At 61.9% G+C, this 16,768-nt stretch carries 11 protein-coding genes and 1 tRNA gene; 11 read left to right on the top strand and 1 reads right to left on the bottom strand.

Annotation, left to right across the window (positions count from 1 at the left end):
- Positions 1–5: 5 nt before the first annotated feature.
- From ACR9Y2_RS31440 to ACR9Y2_RS31395, 10 genes are all read left to right on the top strand, one after another.
- Positions 6–839 (top strand): hypothetical protein, encoded by an 834-nt coding sequence (locus ACR9Y2_RS31440; protein WP_435045839.1) that lies wholly within the window; start codon positions 6–8, stop codon positions 837–839.
- Positions 840–880: 41 nt separating this feature from the next.
- On the top strand, positions 881–1,906 hold the full coding sequence (locus ACR9Y2_RS31435) for a rod shape-determining protein (protein ID WP_194451605.1): 1,026 nt from the start codon (positions 881–883) through the stop codon (positions 1,904–1,906).
- A gap of 34 nt (positions 1,907–1,940) precedes the next feature.
- On the top strand, positions 1,941–3,116 hold the full coding sequence (mreC, locus tag ACR9Y2_RS31430; RefSeq protein ID WP_435045838.1) for a rod shape-determining protein MreC: 1,176 nt from the start codon (positions 1,941–1,943) through the stop codon (positions 3,114–3,116).
- Positions 3,113–3,649: a rod shape-determining protein MreD gene (gene mreD, locus ACR9Y2_RS31425; RefSeq protein WP_435045837.1), complete on the top strand. Its 537-nt coding sequence runs from the start codon at positions 3,113–3,115 to the stop codon at positions 3,647–3,649. Before mreC ends, mreD begins: the two co-directional genes overlap by 4 nt.
- Before the next feature lie 9 nt (positions 3,650–3,658).
- Positions 3,659–5,560: a penicillin-binding protein 2 gene (gene mrdA / locus ACR9Y2_RS31420; protein ID WP_435045836.1), complete on the top strand. Its 1,902-nt coding sequence runs from the start codon at positions 3,659–3,661 to the stop codon at positions 5,558–5,560.
- Positions 5,560–6,651, top strand: coding sequence for a rod shape-determining protein RodA (gene rodA / locus ACR9Y2_RS31415; protein WP_435045835.1), 1,092 nt, complete (start codon positions 5,560–5,562; stop codon positions 6,649–6,651). The genes mrdA and rodA overlap by 1 nt, the downstream gene beginning before the upstream one ends.
- 292 nt (positions 6,652–6,943) lie before the next feature.
- Entirely contained in the window at positions 6,944–9,574 is a 2,631-nt protein-coding gene (locus tag ACR9Y2_RS31410; RefSeq protein WP_435045834.1) for an Rne/Rng family ribonuclease, read from the top strand.
- Positions 9,575–9,583: 9 nt separating this feature from the next.
- Complete coding sequence (locus ACR9Y2_RS31405; protein ID WP_435045833.1) at positions 9,584–10,426, top strand: hypothetical protein; 843 nt, start codon at positions 9,584–9,586, stop codon at positions 10,424–10,426.
- Positions 10,427–10,512: 86 nt separating this feature from the next.
- Positions 10,513–10,602 (top strand) — tRNA-Ser (locus ACR9Y2_RS31400).
- Positions 10,603–10,797: 195 nt separating this feature from the next.
- Positions 10,798–11,841: a FecR domain-containing protein gene (locus ACR9Y2_RS31395; protein ID WP_435045832.1), complete on the top strand. Its 1,044-nt coding sequence runs from the start codon at positions 10,798–10,800 to the stop codon at positions 11,839–11,841.
- Between the two features lie 77 nt (positions 11,842–11,918).
- Here the strand turns inward: ACR9Y2_RS31395 and ACR9Y2_RS31390 are convergent, their stop codons facing one another.
- A complete protein-coding gene (locus tag ACR9Y2_RS31390; protein WP_435045831.1) occupies positions 11,919–15,089 on the bottom strand; it encodes a carboxypeptidase regulatory-like domain-containing protein in 3,171 nt (1,056 codons plus the stop codon).
- Between the two features lie 384 nt (positions 15,090–15,473).
- Between ACR9Y2_RS31390 and ACR9Y2_RS31385 the strand changes: the two genes are divergently transcribed.
- On the top strand, positions 15,474–16,751 hold the full coding sequence (locus ACR9Y2_RS31385) for a hypothetical protein (RefSeq protein WP_435045830.1): 1,278 nt from the start codon (positions 15,474–15,476) through the stop codon (positions 16,749–16,751).
- Positions 16,752–16,768: the final 17 nt, after the last annotated feature.

Here is a 16,768-nt window from a genome sequence, read left to right as displayed (position 1 = left end):
AAGATGTGACAGCCTCTGCCATCGTTCTGACCGCCGCCCTCCTTTCCTGGCGAACCGATATCGAAACGAAATCGGGCACGCAGCTCTTTGTCGCCGTCGTCGAGCACGACGACGTAGCGAACACCTATACGCTGGATCCGGCCACGCCCAACCGAATGCAGTTCGCCTCCTACCTGAAACAGGAGGGCTTCCTTGAGCAGTTCAGCCGCATGTACTCCGTCATGATCCATCACAAGGAGGAGGGCCGGAACGCCTTCCTCGTCATGCTGAACGGAGCGCGCCGCAAGGAGTGGGCCGGCAACGAGGAGGCGCTGATAGCCCACGAGTTCGGCCATGCGTGGGTGAAGGCGGAAGGCTATCCGACGCCCATGTTCGTGAACAACCGCTGGGCCTGTGTGGGCATCCACGCCGGCGACATCACCCAGCACGTGCTCATCCGGGCCGAGATGGAGCGGCGCGGCATCGACCACAAAACTTTCTGGCTGAAATCACTGGAAGACGCTTCGAATCAACTGGAAGCGGGTCCGCCGCCACCCGAAAGCGACCGCTGCCGGCGCGTCCAGCAGGTGGCGCAACTGGTGGACATCTCGCTGGGCCTGAAACCAGGGGAATGGGCCGGCCAGGAGAAGTACGAACAGCGGGTCCACAAGGCGATGCCGGAGGTGGAGGGCACCACGCGCGAGGTGGTCGAGTACATGCGCAAACACAACATGGTCAACCGGGATGAACACCGGGAAGCCCTTAAGTTTGTATTCGAAAAACTCAAAGATCTCGCTTACGCGCGAACGAACGACTATCGGGTCTATGTTACGCTCAAGAGGTACCCGCACGTCACGTGATGTGGTGCGCCCAACAGGGCGCCAGTAAATCAATCCACGACATGAACATCCGCTCGCTTTTCAGCCTTTTTTCTTCGGACCTTGCTATTGACCTGGGGACGGCCAACACTCTGGTTTTTGCCCGGGGCAAGGGGATTGTCGTCAATGAACCTTCGATCGTCGCCATCAACAAAACCAACGGCGAGGTCGAAGCGGTAGGTAAGGAAGCCAAGGACATGCTGGGCCGCACGCCCGGCAATATCGTAGCCATCCGCCCCATGAAGGACGGCGTCATCGCCGACTTCAAAGTGACTGAGCGGATGCTGAACTATTTCATCCAGAAGGCCCACGGCCGAAAGATGCTCGTCCATCCGCGCATCGTCATCGGCGTGCCCAGTGAAATCACACAGGTGGAAAAGCGGGCCGTCATCGACTCCGCCTATCGCGCCAAAGCCAGTGAAGTGCACCTGGTGGAACAGGCCATGGTGGCTGCCATCGGCGCCGGCCTGCCCATCACTGAGCCCTCTGGCAACATGGTGGTCGATATCGGCGGAGGCACCACCGACGTCGCGGTAATTTCACTCTCAGGTATTGTTTACGCGCGTTCCGTGCGCGTGGCCGGCAACGAGATGGACGACGCCATCATGCAGTACTTGAAGAAGAAGTACAACTTGCTGGTCGGTGAACGTACGGCGGAATCGGTAAAGGTCCAGGTCGGCAGCGCCTTCCCGCTCGACAAGCCACTCACGATGGAGATCAAGGGGCGCAACCTGATCGAAGGTGTGCCGCGCACCATTCTCATCAATGATGAGGAGATCCGCGAAGCCCTGGGTGAGTGTGTGGCCACCATAATGAACGCCATCCGCGTCGCGCTGGAGCGCACTCCGCCAGAACTCAGCGCCGACATCAGCGACCGCGGCATCGTCCTGACGGGCGGCGGCGCTATGCTGAAGAATCTTGACCGCCGCATCCGCGAAGAGACCGGACTGCCCGTTTCCATTGCGGAAGATCCTCTGGCCAGCGTGGTGCTCGGCACAGGACGCATGCTGACCGATTTCAAACTCCTGCGCCGGATCGCGATCGAATAGCTCCCGCGCCGGGCTGCTCGCTCTGACTTAGGCTATGGAAACTTTCCTCAGCCGCTACCGCAACCTGAGCGTTTTGCTGGCGCTCATCGTGGGGCAGTTGTTGTTGCTCGCTTACCAGGTGAAAGCGCGGGAAGACGTGCGCCTCATCCGGCTGTGGGCCGTGACGGCAGTCACCCCCCTGGCGCGCGGCATCGAATGGGTTCGCGGCGGCACCGGCGGTTTCTTCACCGGCTATATCTTTCTGCGGGATGTACAGGCCGAAAACCAGCGGCTGCGGCAGGAAGTGGGCCAGATGAAACTGCGAAACCAGTTCCTGACGGCCGAACTTTCCACCGCCGATCGCGCCAAGGCCCTGCTGGAATTCCGCAGCCGCATTCCTTCAAAGACCCTGCCCGCCCGGGTTATCGGAACGGGCACAGGCGCCAACTCCCGGGTCGTCTTTGTCGACCGCGGCTCCAACGACGGCGTGAAACGCGGCATGGCCGCCATTACGCCGGAAGGCATTGTGGGTAAAGTGGTCGCGGCCTATCCCATGGCTTCGCTGGTGCAACTGATCACGGAGCAGGGCTCCATCGCGGGCGTCATCTCACAGAAGAATCACGTCCGGGGCACTTTGAAAGGCCAGGGCACTCCGAATTGCATCGTGGACTACGTTCAGAACGAGGACAAGCTGGAGCCGGGTGAATGGTTCTACACCTCAGGCGCCGACCGCATCTTTCCGCGCGGGCTGCCCGTAGGCCAGGTGAAGATGGTGCGCGAAGGGCGCGGCGGCAAGGAAGTAGTCGTGGCGCCCAGCGCAGTAACGGGTTCTGTCGAGGAGATGCTGATCGTGATCGATGGGGTGCAGGGCCTGATTCCGGAACCGGAAACGCCCGCCTCACCGCAGATCAGTATCCTGCCCGCCCCTCCTCCGATGCCCGGCGAAGACCAGCGCGTCGCCCCGAGTGTCGCGGGCGAAGCGGCCGGCACCATGCAGACCGATGCCGACAAACTGAGAGACAGATACCGTCGCATCGGCGAAAGCCAGGGTGTGGAGATCGGCTCGCCTGGGCCGCTGGCCGACTTCAATCGGAACCCGCCGCCGCAATCGGCGCAGCCGGCTCCGAATGCCGCCGCACCTCCGGGCGCACAACCCGGTACGACTCAGAAGACTCCTCCGGGCGCGCAGCCCCCAACCGCTCCTAAACCGCAGGAGCCCCGTAAGCAATGACAGAGTATGATGACCGGATCCTCCAATCCGGCCCCCGCAAGGCCAAGATCTCCCATTTCCGTCCGGCGGCGTACATCGTCATTCCGCTCATCGCCATCCTGTTTCAGGTCTACGTCCCGCGGTTTGTCGATTTCCTCTCCTACCTGGAATTGCCGCTGCTGGTCGTCGTGTACTTCTCCCTGATGCGCCGCCAGCCGGTCGCCGGAGCCGTGATCGGGACCGTCATCGGGCTGGCGCAGGATTCGCTGTCACAGCACCCGCTGGGCATGTTCGGTATCGTCAAGACGCTGGTGGGCTACTTCTCGGCCTCCATCAGCATGCGCTTCGACGTGGAGAACAATGCGCTGCGGTTCATCCTCAGTTTCTTCTTCTTCCTGTTCCATCAGTTCTTCTTCTGGGTGCTGGCGCGCGGCCTGCTGGGCCGCAATCTGGAGCTCCAGATCCCGCAGAGCATCATCTTTGCGTTCCTCAATGCTGTAGTAGCCGTCCCTCTGTTCCTGATAATGGATAAACTGAGGGTTGAGGAACAGTAAGGAACTCACGTGAAACTGATTCCGCAGGAACGGCAGCCCGACGCGTCGGTCACCCGCCCGCTGATCCGCGACGATACGAAATTCGCCGCCGGCAAAATCGCGGTCTTTCAGTACTTCGCAGTCTGCGTGTTCATCTTCCTGGCCCTCGGTTATTGGGACCTGCAGGTCCGCAACGAGGAGTTCTACCTCGAAAAGGCCTACCAGAACCAGATCAAGAGCCTGCCCATTCCCGCCCCGCGCGGCAAGATCGTCGATCGTGATGGACGGGTGATCGTCGACAACCACTCCTCCTACCGGCTCATCCTGTCACGCGACAGCCTGCGCGAAGAGCACGTGATTCCCATTGCCGCCGGCCTGAATCTGGACGCCAACGACCTTTCGGCCAAGATCCGCCGCTTCCGCCGCCAGCCGACCTATTTCACCATTCCATTGAAGGAAGAGCTCACCGCCGACGAACTGACCTTTGTCGAAGCCCACAAAGGCGCGGATTCGTTCCCGGAGATGGAGCTGATCAAATCACAGTTCCGGGTCTACCCGCGCGACGGCGTGGCCGCGCACCTGCTCGGCTACGTGGGTGAAATCAACGAGCCTGAGCTGAACTCGCAGGAGTGGGCCAACCACAATCCCGGCGACATCATCGGCAAGTCCGGCATCGAGCGCTTCTATAATGAGCAGCTCACCGGAGTCGACGGCCAGCGCCAGGTGCGCGTCGACAACCGGATGAACACCAGGGAGGTTTTGGGGATTACCGAGGCGCAGCCCGGCAAAGACCTCAAGCTGACCATCGATCTCGACCTGCAGGTGGTGGCCGAGCTCGCCATGATGAACAAACGCGGAGCCGTGGTGGCCCTCGACCCGCGGACGGGTGAAGTGCTGGCCTTCGTCTCCACTCCGGCACCCGACCCCAACCACTTCGTCGGCCGTATCGATGCCAAGGAGTGGGCGGCGCTGGCGACCGATCCTTATAAGCCGCTGTTCAACCGGGCGCTCGCCGCCCAGCAGGCGCCGGGCTCGACGTTCAAACCCATTATGGCGCTGGCCGCACTCGAGGCCGGTGTCATTGACGAGAACTTCACCGTCCAATGCAACGGCGGCGCCAACTGGTATGGCCGCTGGTTCAAGTGCCACAAGAAGACGGGCCACGGCACCGTGAACCTGAAGACCGCCATTGCCCAAAGCTGCGACGTCTTCTTCTATGCCGTGGGCAATAAGCTGGGCATCGATAAGATCGCGGAATACGCCGATATGGCCGGCCTGGGGCACAAGACCGGCATCGACCTGCCGGGCGAGAAGGAAGGCGTGGTGCCTTCGTCGAAGTGGAAGATCCGCACACAGCGCGAGAAGTGGTACGCCGGTGAAACCATCTCGGTCTCGGTGGGCCAGGGCGCGCTGACCGTCACGCCGCTGCAACTCGCTCATGCCATTGGCGGAATCGCCTCCGGCGGCGTTTGGATGCGCCCGCATGTGGTGAAGGAAGAGGCGGGCAAGACGGACAAACAGGAGCAGGGCCGCAAGGCGCAGCTCAATCCGGACAATGTGAACAAGGTGATCGCGGGCATGTATGCCGTGGTGAATGAATGGGGTACGGCGTCGATGGCGCGCATCCCGGGCGTCGAGCTGTGCGGCAAAACCGGCACCGCCCAATTGGCTTCGAATGATCTGTTGAAGAGCCGCGACATGGGCGAGGCGTTCCGCGATAACGGTTGGTTTGTGGGATTCGCGCCGCGCACTTCGCCGGAGATTGTCGTGGCCGCGCTGTATGAGAATGGCGCGCACGGCGACCGGGCTTCGTGGATCGTACGCGATGTGGTGAAGGCCTATTTTGACAAGAAGGCACGGTTGAACAAACTGCAGCAGCCTGCTCCTGGCGTGGCCAGTCTGCTCAGCCGGCCCGGGGAGATTGCCCGCTAGTGGCCAGCTATCGTTCGCTGCGTGATCTCGACTGGCCGTTGTTGGCCGTCACCCTCTCCATCTGCGGACTAGGGATACTCCAGATTTATAGCGCCACTCTGGATACAGCATGGCGCTCCGCGTGGTGGAAACAGCTGCTGTGGCTGGTCCTGGGCTTGCTCATGATGTGGCTGATGACCAAGATCGACTATCACACCTTACTTGGTCAGGTTCCACTGCTTTACGGCATCACTTTGACTTTATTAGTGGTTACTCCGTTGATCGGAAGGCTGGTGTGGGGATCGAAGCGTTGGATCCCGGTCGCGTTCGGCTTTAAGTTTCAACCTTCGGAGTTTGCGAAACTAGTGATAGTATTACTGGTAGCCCGGTATCTGACCGAACTGAAGAGCGACCGGTTGGAGGTTCGGGATCTGCTGAAGCTAGGGGGACTGGTAGGACTACCACTTGCCCTGGTGGCAGCACAGCCGGATCTAGGCACGTCTCTGACGTACGTGCCGATCTTGTTGATTGGGCTTTATTTAGGTGGTGTCCGCTGGCAGCATGCGGCGAGTGTTATCGCCCTTGCGGCCGTGCTGATGCCGGTTGGCTGGTTTTTCCTGAAAGACTACCAGCGAGCCCGTTTGGAGACTTTCATCGACCCAATGAAGGATCCGATGGGCAAGGGGTACCAGGTGATCCAGTCCAAGATCGCGGTGGGTCACGGAGGAATTTGGGGTTGGGGAGTCACACATGGCTCTCAGACTCAGCTTCGGTTCCTGCCTGTGGCTCATACAGATTTTTTGATATCGGCTTTTGCCGAAGAGCATGGGTTTGTCGGCATTCTGGTCGTGTTGGGGCTGTATTTCCTGCTTCTGATGCAGATTGTGCAAAATGCACAGACGGCGCCAGACCGGGCTGGAATGTTCATATGTATGGGAGTTTGCTCGCTGTTGCTGTTCCACCTTCTGGTGAATGTGGGGATGGCAGCGGGGCGGATGCCGGTCACCGGCATTCCGCTGCCCCTGATGAGCTACGGGGGATCGAGCATGTTGTCGGTGTTTATGATGCTGGGCCTCGTTAATAACGTACGGCTACGGCGATTTGTTTCGTGACGCGATATTGAGTGAGTGGGCCGGAAGGGACGTCCCTCCGGCGCCAGGTGACAATTCAGCATGTTTTCGAGAGCGGCTTTTAAGAAGCTGCCGCTGTGTATTCGTCTCCGGACGCGAATAGCTCTGGAATGATCGAGTTGCAGTCTAGGAAGAGAAGAGTTTCTTGAATTGAACGGCGCGCACGGGGCCGATTTCGAACCCCGGGTTGTAGCGCTCCACCTGAGCCCGAAGGTTGGACCCAGTCTCTCGAGTTCCTCCACTCCCGTCGCGCACGGAGAGCGGAGGTTGTTTGATGTCATCGAAAGAGCTGGTGATCAGCCAGAACCGCCACGAGAGCAAGGTGGCGATTCTCGAAGACGGCCAGTTGGTAGAAGTTTTCTTCCAACGCGCCAACGAATATTCCCTGGCCGGCAGTATCCACAAAGGCAGGGTAACCCGCGTTCTTCCCGGTATGCAGTCGGCTTTTGTCGACCTGGGCCTGGAGCGCGACTGTTTCCTCTACGTCTCGGACTTCTTTGAAGAGAATGCCGACGAGATCGACAAGGTCGGCGATGAGCGCAGAGGCCCAAGCCGCGAACGCGAAGGCGAACGGGACCGCGATCGGGATCGTGACCGGGGCGGCCGTGGCCGCGACCGGGATCGCAATCGCAGCCGTGAGCAGCACGCACCCGCCCCTGTCGAGGCTGCCCCCGTCATTGAAGAGTTCGAACCCGTGGAACCGGTGGAAGTACTCGCCGCCGCTACGGATGCAGTCGCCGAAGCACCGGCCGCCGAGGGCGATGCCGCCGCCGGTGACCGCAACCAGGATCGCCGCGGCCGCCGTTCGCGCCGCCGCCGCCGTGGTGGACGCGGTTTCCCCGACTCCAAATATGCCACCGCTGGTGAACCGGGCAACGAGCCGGTCGACGAAGTCGAACCTGAAGTGCCCGAGCCCGTCGCCGAAGAGATCGAGCCCGAAGTTGAAGCCGTAGCGGCGCCCGCTCCCATAGAGGAAGTGCTGCTGCTGCCGGGCGAATCCCTGGCCAAATACCGCCGTGCGCCCCGTCCGGAACCGGTAGCGGAGCCTGTCGTTGCCGAGGCCGCACCGGCGCCGGAGGTTGTTTCGGAACCCGAACCGGAGCCCGAGCCTGAACGCGTGCCGGAGCCCATCGATCTCGACGAGCTGCAGGCCGCGGCCGAAGAAGCCGCTGACCAGGCCGCCGAGCAGATCCTCGACCGAGTCGAAGAGATTGAACACCGCGCCGAAGTAGAGGAAGAAGCCTCTATCCAGGAAGCGGAAGCGGACGAAGAAGCGGACGAAGAAGACGACGAACCGGCCGCCTCGGATTCCGAGGAAGAGGCTATCGAAGCGTCCGACGACCAGGAAGAAATCGCTGCCGTCGAGTGCGAAATCGCGGAAGCAAGTGAAGGCGCGGCAGTCGAAGCAGTCGAAGGCGAAGCCTCCGACGTAGTGGAAGGCGAACCGTCGCCGGACGGACCGCAGTCGCAGAGCGCGACGGTCCGCGAGCAGAGCGGCCGGTCTCCGCACCGCATTTCGCGCCGCATGCGCCGCCGTGGCCGTGGCGGCCGTGGCCAGGAGGCGCCGGCAGCCGAAGGAACCGTGGAAGCAGCGCCGGAAGCAGCCCCAGTGGAGCGCCCCGTCGAGCGTCCGGTGGAGCGGTTTGAAGCCCGCCAGCAGGCAGCGCCGGAGCGGCGGGATCGCGACCGCGAGCGGCCGCCTATCCCATCGATTGCCGACCTGCTGCGCGAGGGACAGGAAATCATCGTCCAGATTGCGAAGGAACCGCTGGGCCAGAAGGGTGCGCGCATTACGTCGCACATCGCCATGCCCGGCCGGTACGTCGTGTATATGCCGACGGTTGAGCATCTTGGCGTGTCCCGCAAGATTTCCACCGACGAAGAGCGGCAGCGGCTGAAGCGCATCCTGCAGAAGCATCGTGAGGGTGTGGCCGGCGGCTTCATCATGCGCACGGCCGGGGAAGGCCGCAGCGAGGAAGAGATCGCGGCCGACATGCAGTTCCTGGCCGCACTGTGGCTCGACATCAAGCAGAAGGCTGAAAAGCGGCGCGCTCCTGCCCTGCTCCACCATGACGTGGAAGTGGTGCAGCGGCTCATCCGCGACCAGCTCACTGACGGCTTCAAGGCGATCTGGGTCGACAACGAGGATCTGTACGAACAGGTCCTGCATTCAGTGGAACGCCTGGCGCCGGCCCTGCTGTCGCGTGTGAAGATGTACACCCGGCCCGAGCCGATCTTCGACGCCTTTGGCATTACGCAGGAGCTGGAAAAGGCGCTGCGGCCCAAGGTTTGGCTGAAGTCGGGCGGCTACATCGTCATCAACCAGACGGAAGCACTGGTCGCCATCGACGTGAACACCGGCAAGTATGTCGGCAAGTCGAACCGGCTGGAAGACACCATCGTCAAGACGAACCTCGAAGCGGTGAAGGAGATCGTCCGCCAGATGCGGTTGCGCGATCTGGGCGGCATCATCGTGGTCGACTTCATCGACATGGACGAGCGCAAGAACCGCGCGAAGGTCATGCAGGCGCTGGAAGAGGTCATGCGGATGGACAAGGCTCCTTACAAGATCCTTCAGTTCAATGACTTCGGCCTGGTGGCCATCACCCGCAAGAGGGTCAAGCAATCGTTGGAACGCGCGCTCTGCTCGGCCTGCCCCACCTGCGAGGGTGCGGGTTATGTGAAGAGCGTGGACACTGTCATCAGCGAGATCATCACCCAGGCACAGAAGTACGCCAAGGTGGTGGATACCAAGGACGTCGTGCTGCGGGTGAACCCCGAAGTCGCGAAGGAGATGAAGTCGGTCTCCAACCAGTATCTGGAAGAGCTGGAAGAGATTCTGGGCCGCCCCGTGCTGGTCTCCGCCGATCCGTTGCTGCACCAGGAGAAGTTCGACCTGGCGTAAGCTAACAGAGTGAAGAAGTTCGCAGTTTGCGTAGTTCTGCTGGCCGCTGAGAGCATCACTCTCAGCGGCCAGCGGCTTTTGGTATACAGTGAATTCCAACGTGTGCGGCCGGATGGCGAAGTGGTCGCCGCGGATCGCGTGGAGCACCGCCGCGAGATCATCTCCCCGGCTGTCATCCGCAACGCATACACGACGTTGCGAGTTGTCGTGGAAGCCCCGCCCGGCGCGCCCTACCATTTGTATGTCGGCCAGAATCCTGACGATACGGTCCAGTGCACGCTCTATCAGGAGCAGTACACACGTGCCGGCAGCGAGTGGGTGCCCGACAAAGTGCGCATGATGCAGTTGCCGCACAGCGCCGTGCTGGGTACGGATCAGAAGGTCCAGACTTACCTGCTGGATGTCTGGACGCCGGAATCCACGCCGCCGGCGCGATTCCGCCTGGAGGTCCAACTGAACGTCGGCGACCGGTGGATCATTTATCCCATGGAAGTGCGGGTGATGAAGGAGCTTGGGCCGGGCCACACGCGGCCGGCCGAGCACCTGCCGCAGGTGGAACAACGCGTGGACGAGGCAGTAAAACCGCCGGCCTGTGAATACCTGCTGGCGACGCCGGCGGTCGGACTGAACGGCCCGATGGAGCGGATCTCGACTTTTCTATCAAGGAATGTGCGGCAGGACATGCAACTGGCGCAGTCGCGCGCCAAGCCGGAAGTGCAGGAGTTGCTCCTACGCTTGTCGGGATTCCAGGCCATAGAAACGCTCTGCAAGGGCGGACAACCAGCTCCGGCCGGGGCCGAATGGTGGCTGCGGGTTCGCGACAATTTCTACCAGGGATTACCGGTTAGGTAAGGTCGTCATGATACACTAACGGGTGAGCTCGCAATGATGCCTTGATGGCGCGGATAGCGCCTCCCGAAGGGCGTCAAAGCACCCCAGGAGAGGTGGCCGAGTGGTTGAAGGCGCACGCTTGGAAAGCGTGTATACGGGAAACTGTATCGAGGGTTCGAATCCCTCCCTCTCCGCCAGATAAGAAGTAAGTTCGATTTCCTCACTCTAAAACAAAAGGCTCCCCGGTTTTTCCGAGGAGCCTTTCTTCTTTGCCCTTTCTTCCCAACAAAGCTCCGCTGGAGTGTCTCTATACCGAATCGACTGTAGCAACCACTTTGAGGTGGTGTGCACCTAATAGGTAGAGAGTGAAGCTCGAGGAAAGGAAGAGGGTTATGAAGTCCTGGAGAATGAGGGTGGTGACGGGAAGCGTCTTCCTGGCCGCCGCAGTTTCCACCGCGAAAGGCGACGTAACTGCCCAGAATCGAGTGGGTGCGCTGGAGTATGTGGAAGGCAGCGCGTTCGTCAACGATCAGGCCGTAGCAGGCAACCACGAAAGGCTGCCGATCCTGCAGGACGGCAACGTCCTCACTACCGCCAAGGGGCATGCTGAAATGCTACTGACCCCGGGTGTCTTCCTGCGCATGGACAACCAGAGCAACCTGCGTCTGGTGAACGGGAGCCTGACCGATACGCTGCTGCGGCTGGACCGGGGCTCGGCCGTTGTGGAAGTGGATGATCTGCACAAAGACAATCTGATCCGGATCCAGGTAGGCGACCAGACAGTGCGACTGCTGAAGCCGGGCCTGTACCGTTTCGATGCCGAACCGGCCTCAGTCCGGGTTCTGAAAGGACAAGTGGCCGTAACCAAGGGTGACCGGACCGTGAAGGCGGGCAAGAACCGCGTCGTAATGGCGTCCGATCTAATGGTGACGAAGTTCCGGCCCGACCCCAGCGACGAATTGAGCCGCTGGTCGCGGCTGCGTTCGGAGTACGAAGCCGATGCGAGTGTCGCTTCGGCGCAGTATGTCAGCGACATAGGGATGTCATGGGGCTATTCCGATTGGCTTTGGAACCCCTGGTTTGACACCTGGACCTGGCTGCCGGCGTCAGGCTACTGGCTGAACCCCTATGGTTTCGGCTATTGGGGCCCGAGCCTCGTATACGACTACTACCCTGCGCGCTATTACGGAGCGCACCGCTACGCCTTCGCCCAGCGACCCGGCCGGATCAGCCCCTCGGGCCTGAATCTGCAGCGAGGCCCGGCGGCCAGGGCCGCCAGAAGCGGCTTCACCGGCCCATCGCGCATGGGATATGGCGGTGGGATGGCCGGCCGCGGCGTGGCCCACCCGTCTATGGGTGGAAGGTCGTTTGGAACGCGTTCGATCGGCGGAGGCGGGTTCCGGGGTGGCGGCGGATTCCGGGGTGGCCACCGGTGATCGGCGCGTAATGGCAGAAAAGGCCCCCCGGATGGTCCAGGGAGCCCTTTCGTTGAGCGCGGATGGGTTTGTTTCGTTTAGAACGTGAGCCGCGCGCCAAACTGCACCACTCTCGAGCCGTTGCGCGAGGTGATGATGCCGACACTGGCCGGAACGCTGATGTTCGTTCCGGGATTGCCCAGGTTGGCGTGGTTGAGGACGTTGAACGCTTCGCCGCGCAGTTCGAGGTTGATGCGCTCTGTCAGCGAGGTCATCTTGAACAGGGCGGTATCCCAATTCACGGAACCGGGCCCGGTGATGCTCATGGGCGCCGAGTTGCCGAAGGTATAGGCTGCCGGCACGGCATAAGCAGCCGGGTTGAACCATTGGAACTGGTTTTTCTGCGCAGCACCGGGATCGCCGATGATGTCGGCGCGGCCGCTGGGCCAGCCGGTCCTGTTGCTGTTGAAACTGACGGAAAGGAAGTTGCCGCTGGCGAAAGTAGCGATGCCGGCTACCTGCCAGCCGGAGACCAGCTTGTTGGTGATGCCCGAGACATTGGACAGCCAGGGCTTGCCCTTGCCGACGGGTAACTCATAGATATAGTTGGCGACGAGGTAGTTCTTCACATACTGCGAGCTGTTGCCGCGATCCAGCCGGAGGTTGGTCCAGGTGGTGGGCAGTGCTCCGTCGTAGGGTCCGCCCAGGGCGCGGGTGAACTGATACTCGGCTCCGAAGCTGAGGCCGGAGGCCGTACGGCGCGTGGCGCCCACCTGCAGCTGGTTGAGGGCCAGGTTGCGATCCGACTGGTAGTAGTAGATGTTGCCCCAGGGCTGGTAGGCGCGGCGGGGCTGGACGGCCAGCGATGACGGCAGCGGATCGTTGATGTTGACGGCCTGTACGAAATGGGTCGCTTTGCTGCCGACGTAGGAGGCGCGCAGGGCTGTGTTGCGGACAGGTTCCCATTCCATCGTGTAGTTCCACTGCTGGGAGTAGCCAATGCGGAAGTTCTTGTCGACCGCGTACAGATTGGGCGGGCTGCTGGTGGAGGACGAGCCGGTGCCGGCCCAGGGGTCGCCCCAGGTCAGGTTGGGTACGCCGTTGTTGCTGCCGAGGAAGGTCTGCGAAGCGCGGAAGGGCGGGTTCAGCCCCAGGTCACGGAGATCGACGGCGCCGTCGTATTCGCCCATGACGTTGTAGTAGATGCCGTAGGCCGCGCGGATGACGAACTTGGCGGTGCCGAGCGGGCGGAAGGCCATGCCGATGCGGGGCGCGAAGTTGCGGCTGCCGAGATTCATGTAGTTCGAGCGATCGAGGCCGAGTTTGGCGGCGTCCACGACAGGCACGACTCCGGACCAGATGGGGTCGGCCGTGCCGCTGATGACGGCCAGCGCGTTGGAACCGCGATCCCAGACGGCGAGGTCGTTGTTCTTTTCCCAGGGGGACTGGTAGTCGTAGCGCAGGCCGACGTTGACGGTGAGCCGGTTGGAGACGCGCCAGTCGTCCTGGGCGTAGGCGGAGAAGCGATAATTCACGTCGTCGAGGACGAAGTTGCTGGTCGCCCGCGAACTGGTGGAGATGTCGCCCAACAGATAGTCGCCGAAGGAGTTGCCGGTGTAGCGGCCGTCGAAAGCGAAGGAGCCGCGGTAGGGCGAGGAGTTCTGGCGGTTGATGACGTCGACGCGGGCGAAATCGACGCCGAACTTCAGGCTGTGCTTGCCGCGTTCCCAGCTCAGGTTGTCGGAAAACTGGCGCTGGTGGTTGACGTCGCCGGAGCCGGGCTGGTCGGAGAGGGTTTGGAAGCCCGTCATGGAGATGGTGGGCAGGCCGCCGAGGCCCTCCAGAGGAGGCGTGGCGCCGGGGATGATCTTGCTGGGATCCAGGTCGTGATTCTGGGGCATGCGGTAGTCTTCCCAGTAGTTGAGGCCGACGCGGGCGACGTTGGCGATGGTGGGGCTGAAGACGCGCGTGTATTGGGCGGCCAGGTTCTTGGTGCTGATGCCGAAACCGTCCCAGTTACCGAAGGGGACTCCGCCGCCGGCCGTGCTGTAGGGCCCGTTGTTGGTCCAGAAGTAGCGCACCGAGACCATGTCCCGGTCTGTGATCTGGTAGTCGCCGCGGGTGGAGTATCGGTCGTTGGGCTGGTGCTGCGGGACATTGGCCACGAAGTTCGTGCCCAGGCCGGCCGTGCCCTGCCCCGGCTGGTTCGGATCCGGCATGTACTTCATGAACTGCTGGGAGACCGAGCTGATGCGATTGGAGGGGATGATGTTGCCCGCGAAGGGTGTGCCGCCATTGAGCGGATCCTTGATCACGGTGGCGGGCAGCAGGTTGCTGAGGTCGCCGGTCTTCATGGCCGCGCGCGGCATGGACATCTGCGTCGTGCTGGACTGGACCAGCCGCAGACCTTCAAAGGATCCAAAGTAGAACAGTTTGTTCTTGAGGATGGGACCGCCGACGGAGCCGCCGTACTCGTTGCGGTTAAAGGGCGGTTTGGCCAGCAGTTGGGCGGAGTGTGCCTTGGCGGTGGCGACGGCGTTGCGGTTGAACTCGAACAGGCTGCCGTGGATCACGTTGCCGCCTGACTTCGAGGCGATGACCACCTGGGCGCTCTTGCCAAACTCGGCTGGAGCGGCATTGGCGATGACCTTGAACTCGGCCACGCCGTCGAGGGAGAGCATCTGGCCCAGCAGGCGTTCGCCGATGGCATCGTCATTAGAGACGCCGTCGACGGTCTGGCCCGTACCACCGCGGTAGGCGGCTCCGGCGATGGCGGGGTTCGATCCAGCCTGCTGGACGCCCGGCGCCATGGCCATCAGGCCGTTGATGCCGGTGCGGCCGTTCAGGGGCATGGAACGAACCTGGTTGCTGTCGACGACATTGCCGACGGACGAAGTTTCGGACTGCACCATGGGCGCCGTGGCTTCCACTTCCAGGGTGGAGGTGACGCTACCGACTTCCAATTGAATATCGATGCGCGCGGTCTGGTTGACCAGCAGCGTGATGCCGCGTTTGTTCACGGTTTTGAAGCCGCCGGCGCTGGCGGTCATATGGTAACTGCCGGGAATTAGGCGTTGGAAAACGAAGTCGCCTTCCTCGCCGAGGGCGCGAACTTCTGTGATGCCGGTGCTGTCGTTGGTCAATTCGACGCGGGCTTGCGGAATAGCGGCGAGGCTCGGATCCGTCACGCGTCCCACGATGGTGCCAGTTGTTTGGGCCCAGAGGGTCGCCGATGCGAGATACACGCCCCAGAGCCATACCCTGCTCATGGATTTCATGGTGTAGTCCTTTCGTGGTGGTCGCAACTCGGGTGCTCGGTGAATGGGCGCAGGCGCCGCCGCACGGAGATCAACCTGGAAAGACTGAGGAACCTGCTCCACGCGGACACGAACCGAAGACCCGGGCATAAACCTGCACTATGTCGATTCTTGCCCCCAAGGTTCATGGAAGTTCAGTAGTTCACGGTGCATTTCACCGTAAAACGCATGCTATACTCTTGAAAGTAAAGACCCCTTTCGCGGCGGTTGTGCCTCGGCGGGGTCCAGGTGAAGGGTGCCGGTAACGGTCCCGTTAGCCCCTGGACAGTTAGCTTCAACGAGCGCTGCGGTGCGGACCAGGACGGTCCGGACCGGAAGCTGCAAGGACTTGGCCCGATGTCGACTTCCTCTGGCGCCCGTGATGCGCTCAATCCGCTGGACCGGGCCAGAGTGGAAAGTGATCCCCGCTGGGCCGTGGTGCAGCGCATTCTGGCCTCCCCTGGATTCCACAAGTCGGCCCGCCTTTCCGCCTTCCTGGTCTATGTCTGCGAGCGCACCATTCTGGGGCGGGTGGACGAGGTGAGTGAGCAGCATGTGGGCAGCCATGTCTTCGAGCGGCCGCCGGACTACAACGCCAGTGAGGACAACATCGTCCGTTCACACGCTCGGCTGCTGAGGAAGAAGCTGGACGAGTACTATGCGGAAGAGGGCCGCCATGAGGCGATCCGGATCCAAATACCCAAGGGGGCCTATCTGCCCGTCTTTGGTACAGTATCGGACCCGGTGCCGGAGGTGGCGCCGGAGATCGCGCCTCCTGTGCGCCAACGCCCTGCCCTGCTCCGTTGGGTAGGCATTGTATTCCTGCTAGTTGTGGTGGGCTACACGCTTTACCGCTGGACCAGGCCATCGAGGCCCCAAATCCTGGTGCGCCAGTTCTGGAGTCAGATCTTCAGCGCGGAGCGGCCGACGGTAGTAGTCTCTTCCGATACGGCGCTGGTCCTCTTCGAAGGGTATACGCACAGTTCGGTCACGCTGAGTGAATACCTCTCCCGGGATTTCTGGCAGAAGTTCCAACCTCAGCCGGACATTCAGGGGAACTGGATTTCCGGATTGCGCGACCGCCCGTTCACGAACAATGTCGACCTGAACTTCTGCTGGCGGTTGGCGCGGCAGCCGGATATCGATTTCCGGCGGGCGGTGGTCCGGCCGGCTCGCGAATTGGGGATGGCCGACCTCAAAGGAGCCAACGCCGTCCTGATTGGCGCCCGCCGCGCGAATCCCTGGGTGGAGCTGTTCGACCAGAAGAACAACTTCCAGGGCCTGTTCACGGAGGAGATTCGGGACTACATCCAGAACCGCGCGCCGCGGGGCTCGGAACTGCCGGTATATCGCTGGAGCCGGGTGGAAGGCGCCACGCGCTCCTACGCGCTGATTGAGTTCAATCGCGGGCTCACCAGCAACGAGCATGTTCTGATTCTCTCCGGGCTGAACACGCCCGGCACGGAAGGCGCGGCCGATTTCCTGCTGAACCAATCGACACTGGGGCGGTTCCTTGAGACCATCACGCTGTCAGACGACCGCGTGCCGCACTTCGAGCTGCTTCTGGGTGTGGACAACATCAATGTCACGGCGCCGCGGGCCGAGGTGGTGGCCTATCGGGTCCGCAAGGACTGAAGGCCGGACCAGGTTCA

The sequence above is a fragment of the Paludibaculum fermentans genome (assembly GCF_051172195.1).
GTDB classification, from domain to species: Bacteria; Acidobacteriota; Terriglobia; order Bryobacterales; family Bryobacteraceae; genus Paludibaculum; species Paludibaculum fermentans_A.
The sequence above is the reverse complement of the archived record's forward strand: the minus strand, read 5'-3'. Positions and strand labels throughout refer to the sequence as shown.

Excerpts from the sequence above, each read along its gene's own strand:
- ACR9Y2_RS31435 (WP_194451605.1), top strand. The coding sequence starts at position 881 with ATGAACATCCGCTCGCTTTTCAGCCTTTTTTCTTCGGACCTTGCTATT.
- mreC (WP_435045838.1), top strand. The coding sequence starts at position 1,941 with ATGGAAACTTTCCTCAGCCGCTACCGCAACCTGAGCGTTTTGCTGGCG.
- mreD (WP_435045837.1), top strand. The coding sequence starts at position 3,113 with ATGACAGAGTATGATGACCGGATCCTCCAATCCGGCCCCCGCAAGGCC.
- ACR9Y2_RS31410 (WP_435045834.1), top strand. The coding sequence starts at position 6,944 with ATGTCATCGAAAGAGCTGGTGATCAGCCAGAACCGCCACGAGAGCAAG.
- ACR9Y2_RS31395 (WP_435045832.1), top strand. The coding sequence starts at position 10,798 with ATGAAGTCCTGGAGAATGAGGGTGGTGACGGGAAGCGTCTTCCTGGCC.
- ACR9Y2_RS31390 (WP_435045831.1), bottom strand. The coding sequence starts at position 15,089 with ATGAGCAGGGTATGGCTCTGGGGCGTGTATCTCGCATCGGCGACCCTC.
- ACR9Y2_RS31385 (WP_435045830.1), top strand. The coding sequence starts at position 15,474 with ATGTCGACTTCCTCTGGCGCCCGTGATGCGCTCAATCCGCTGGACCGG.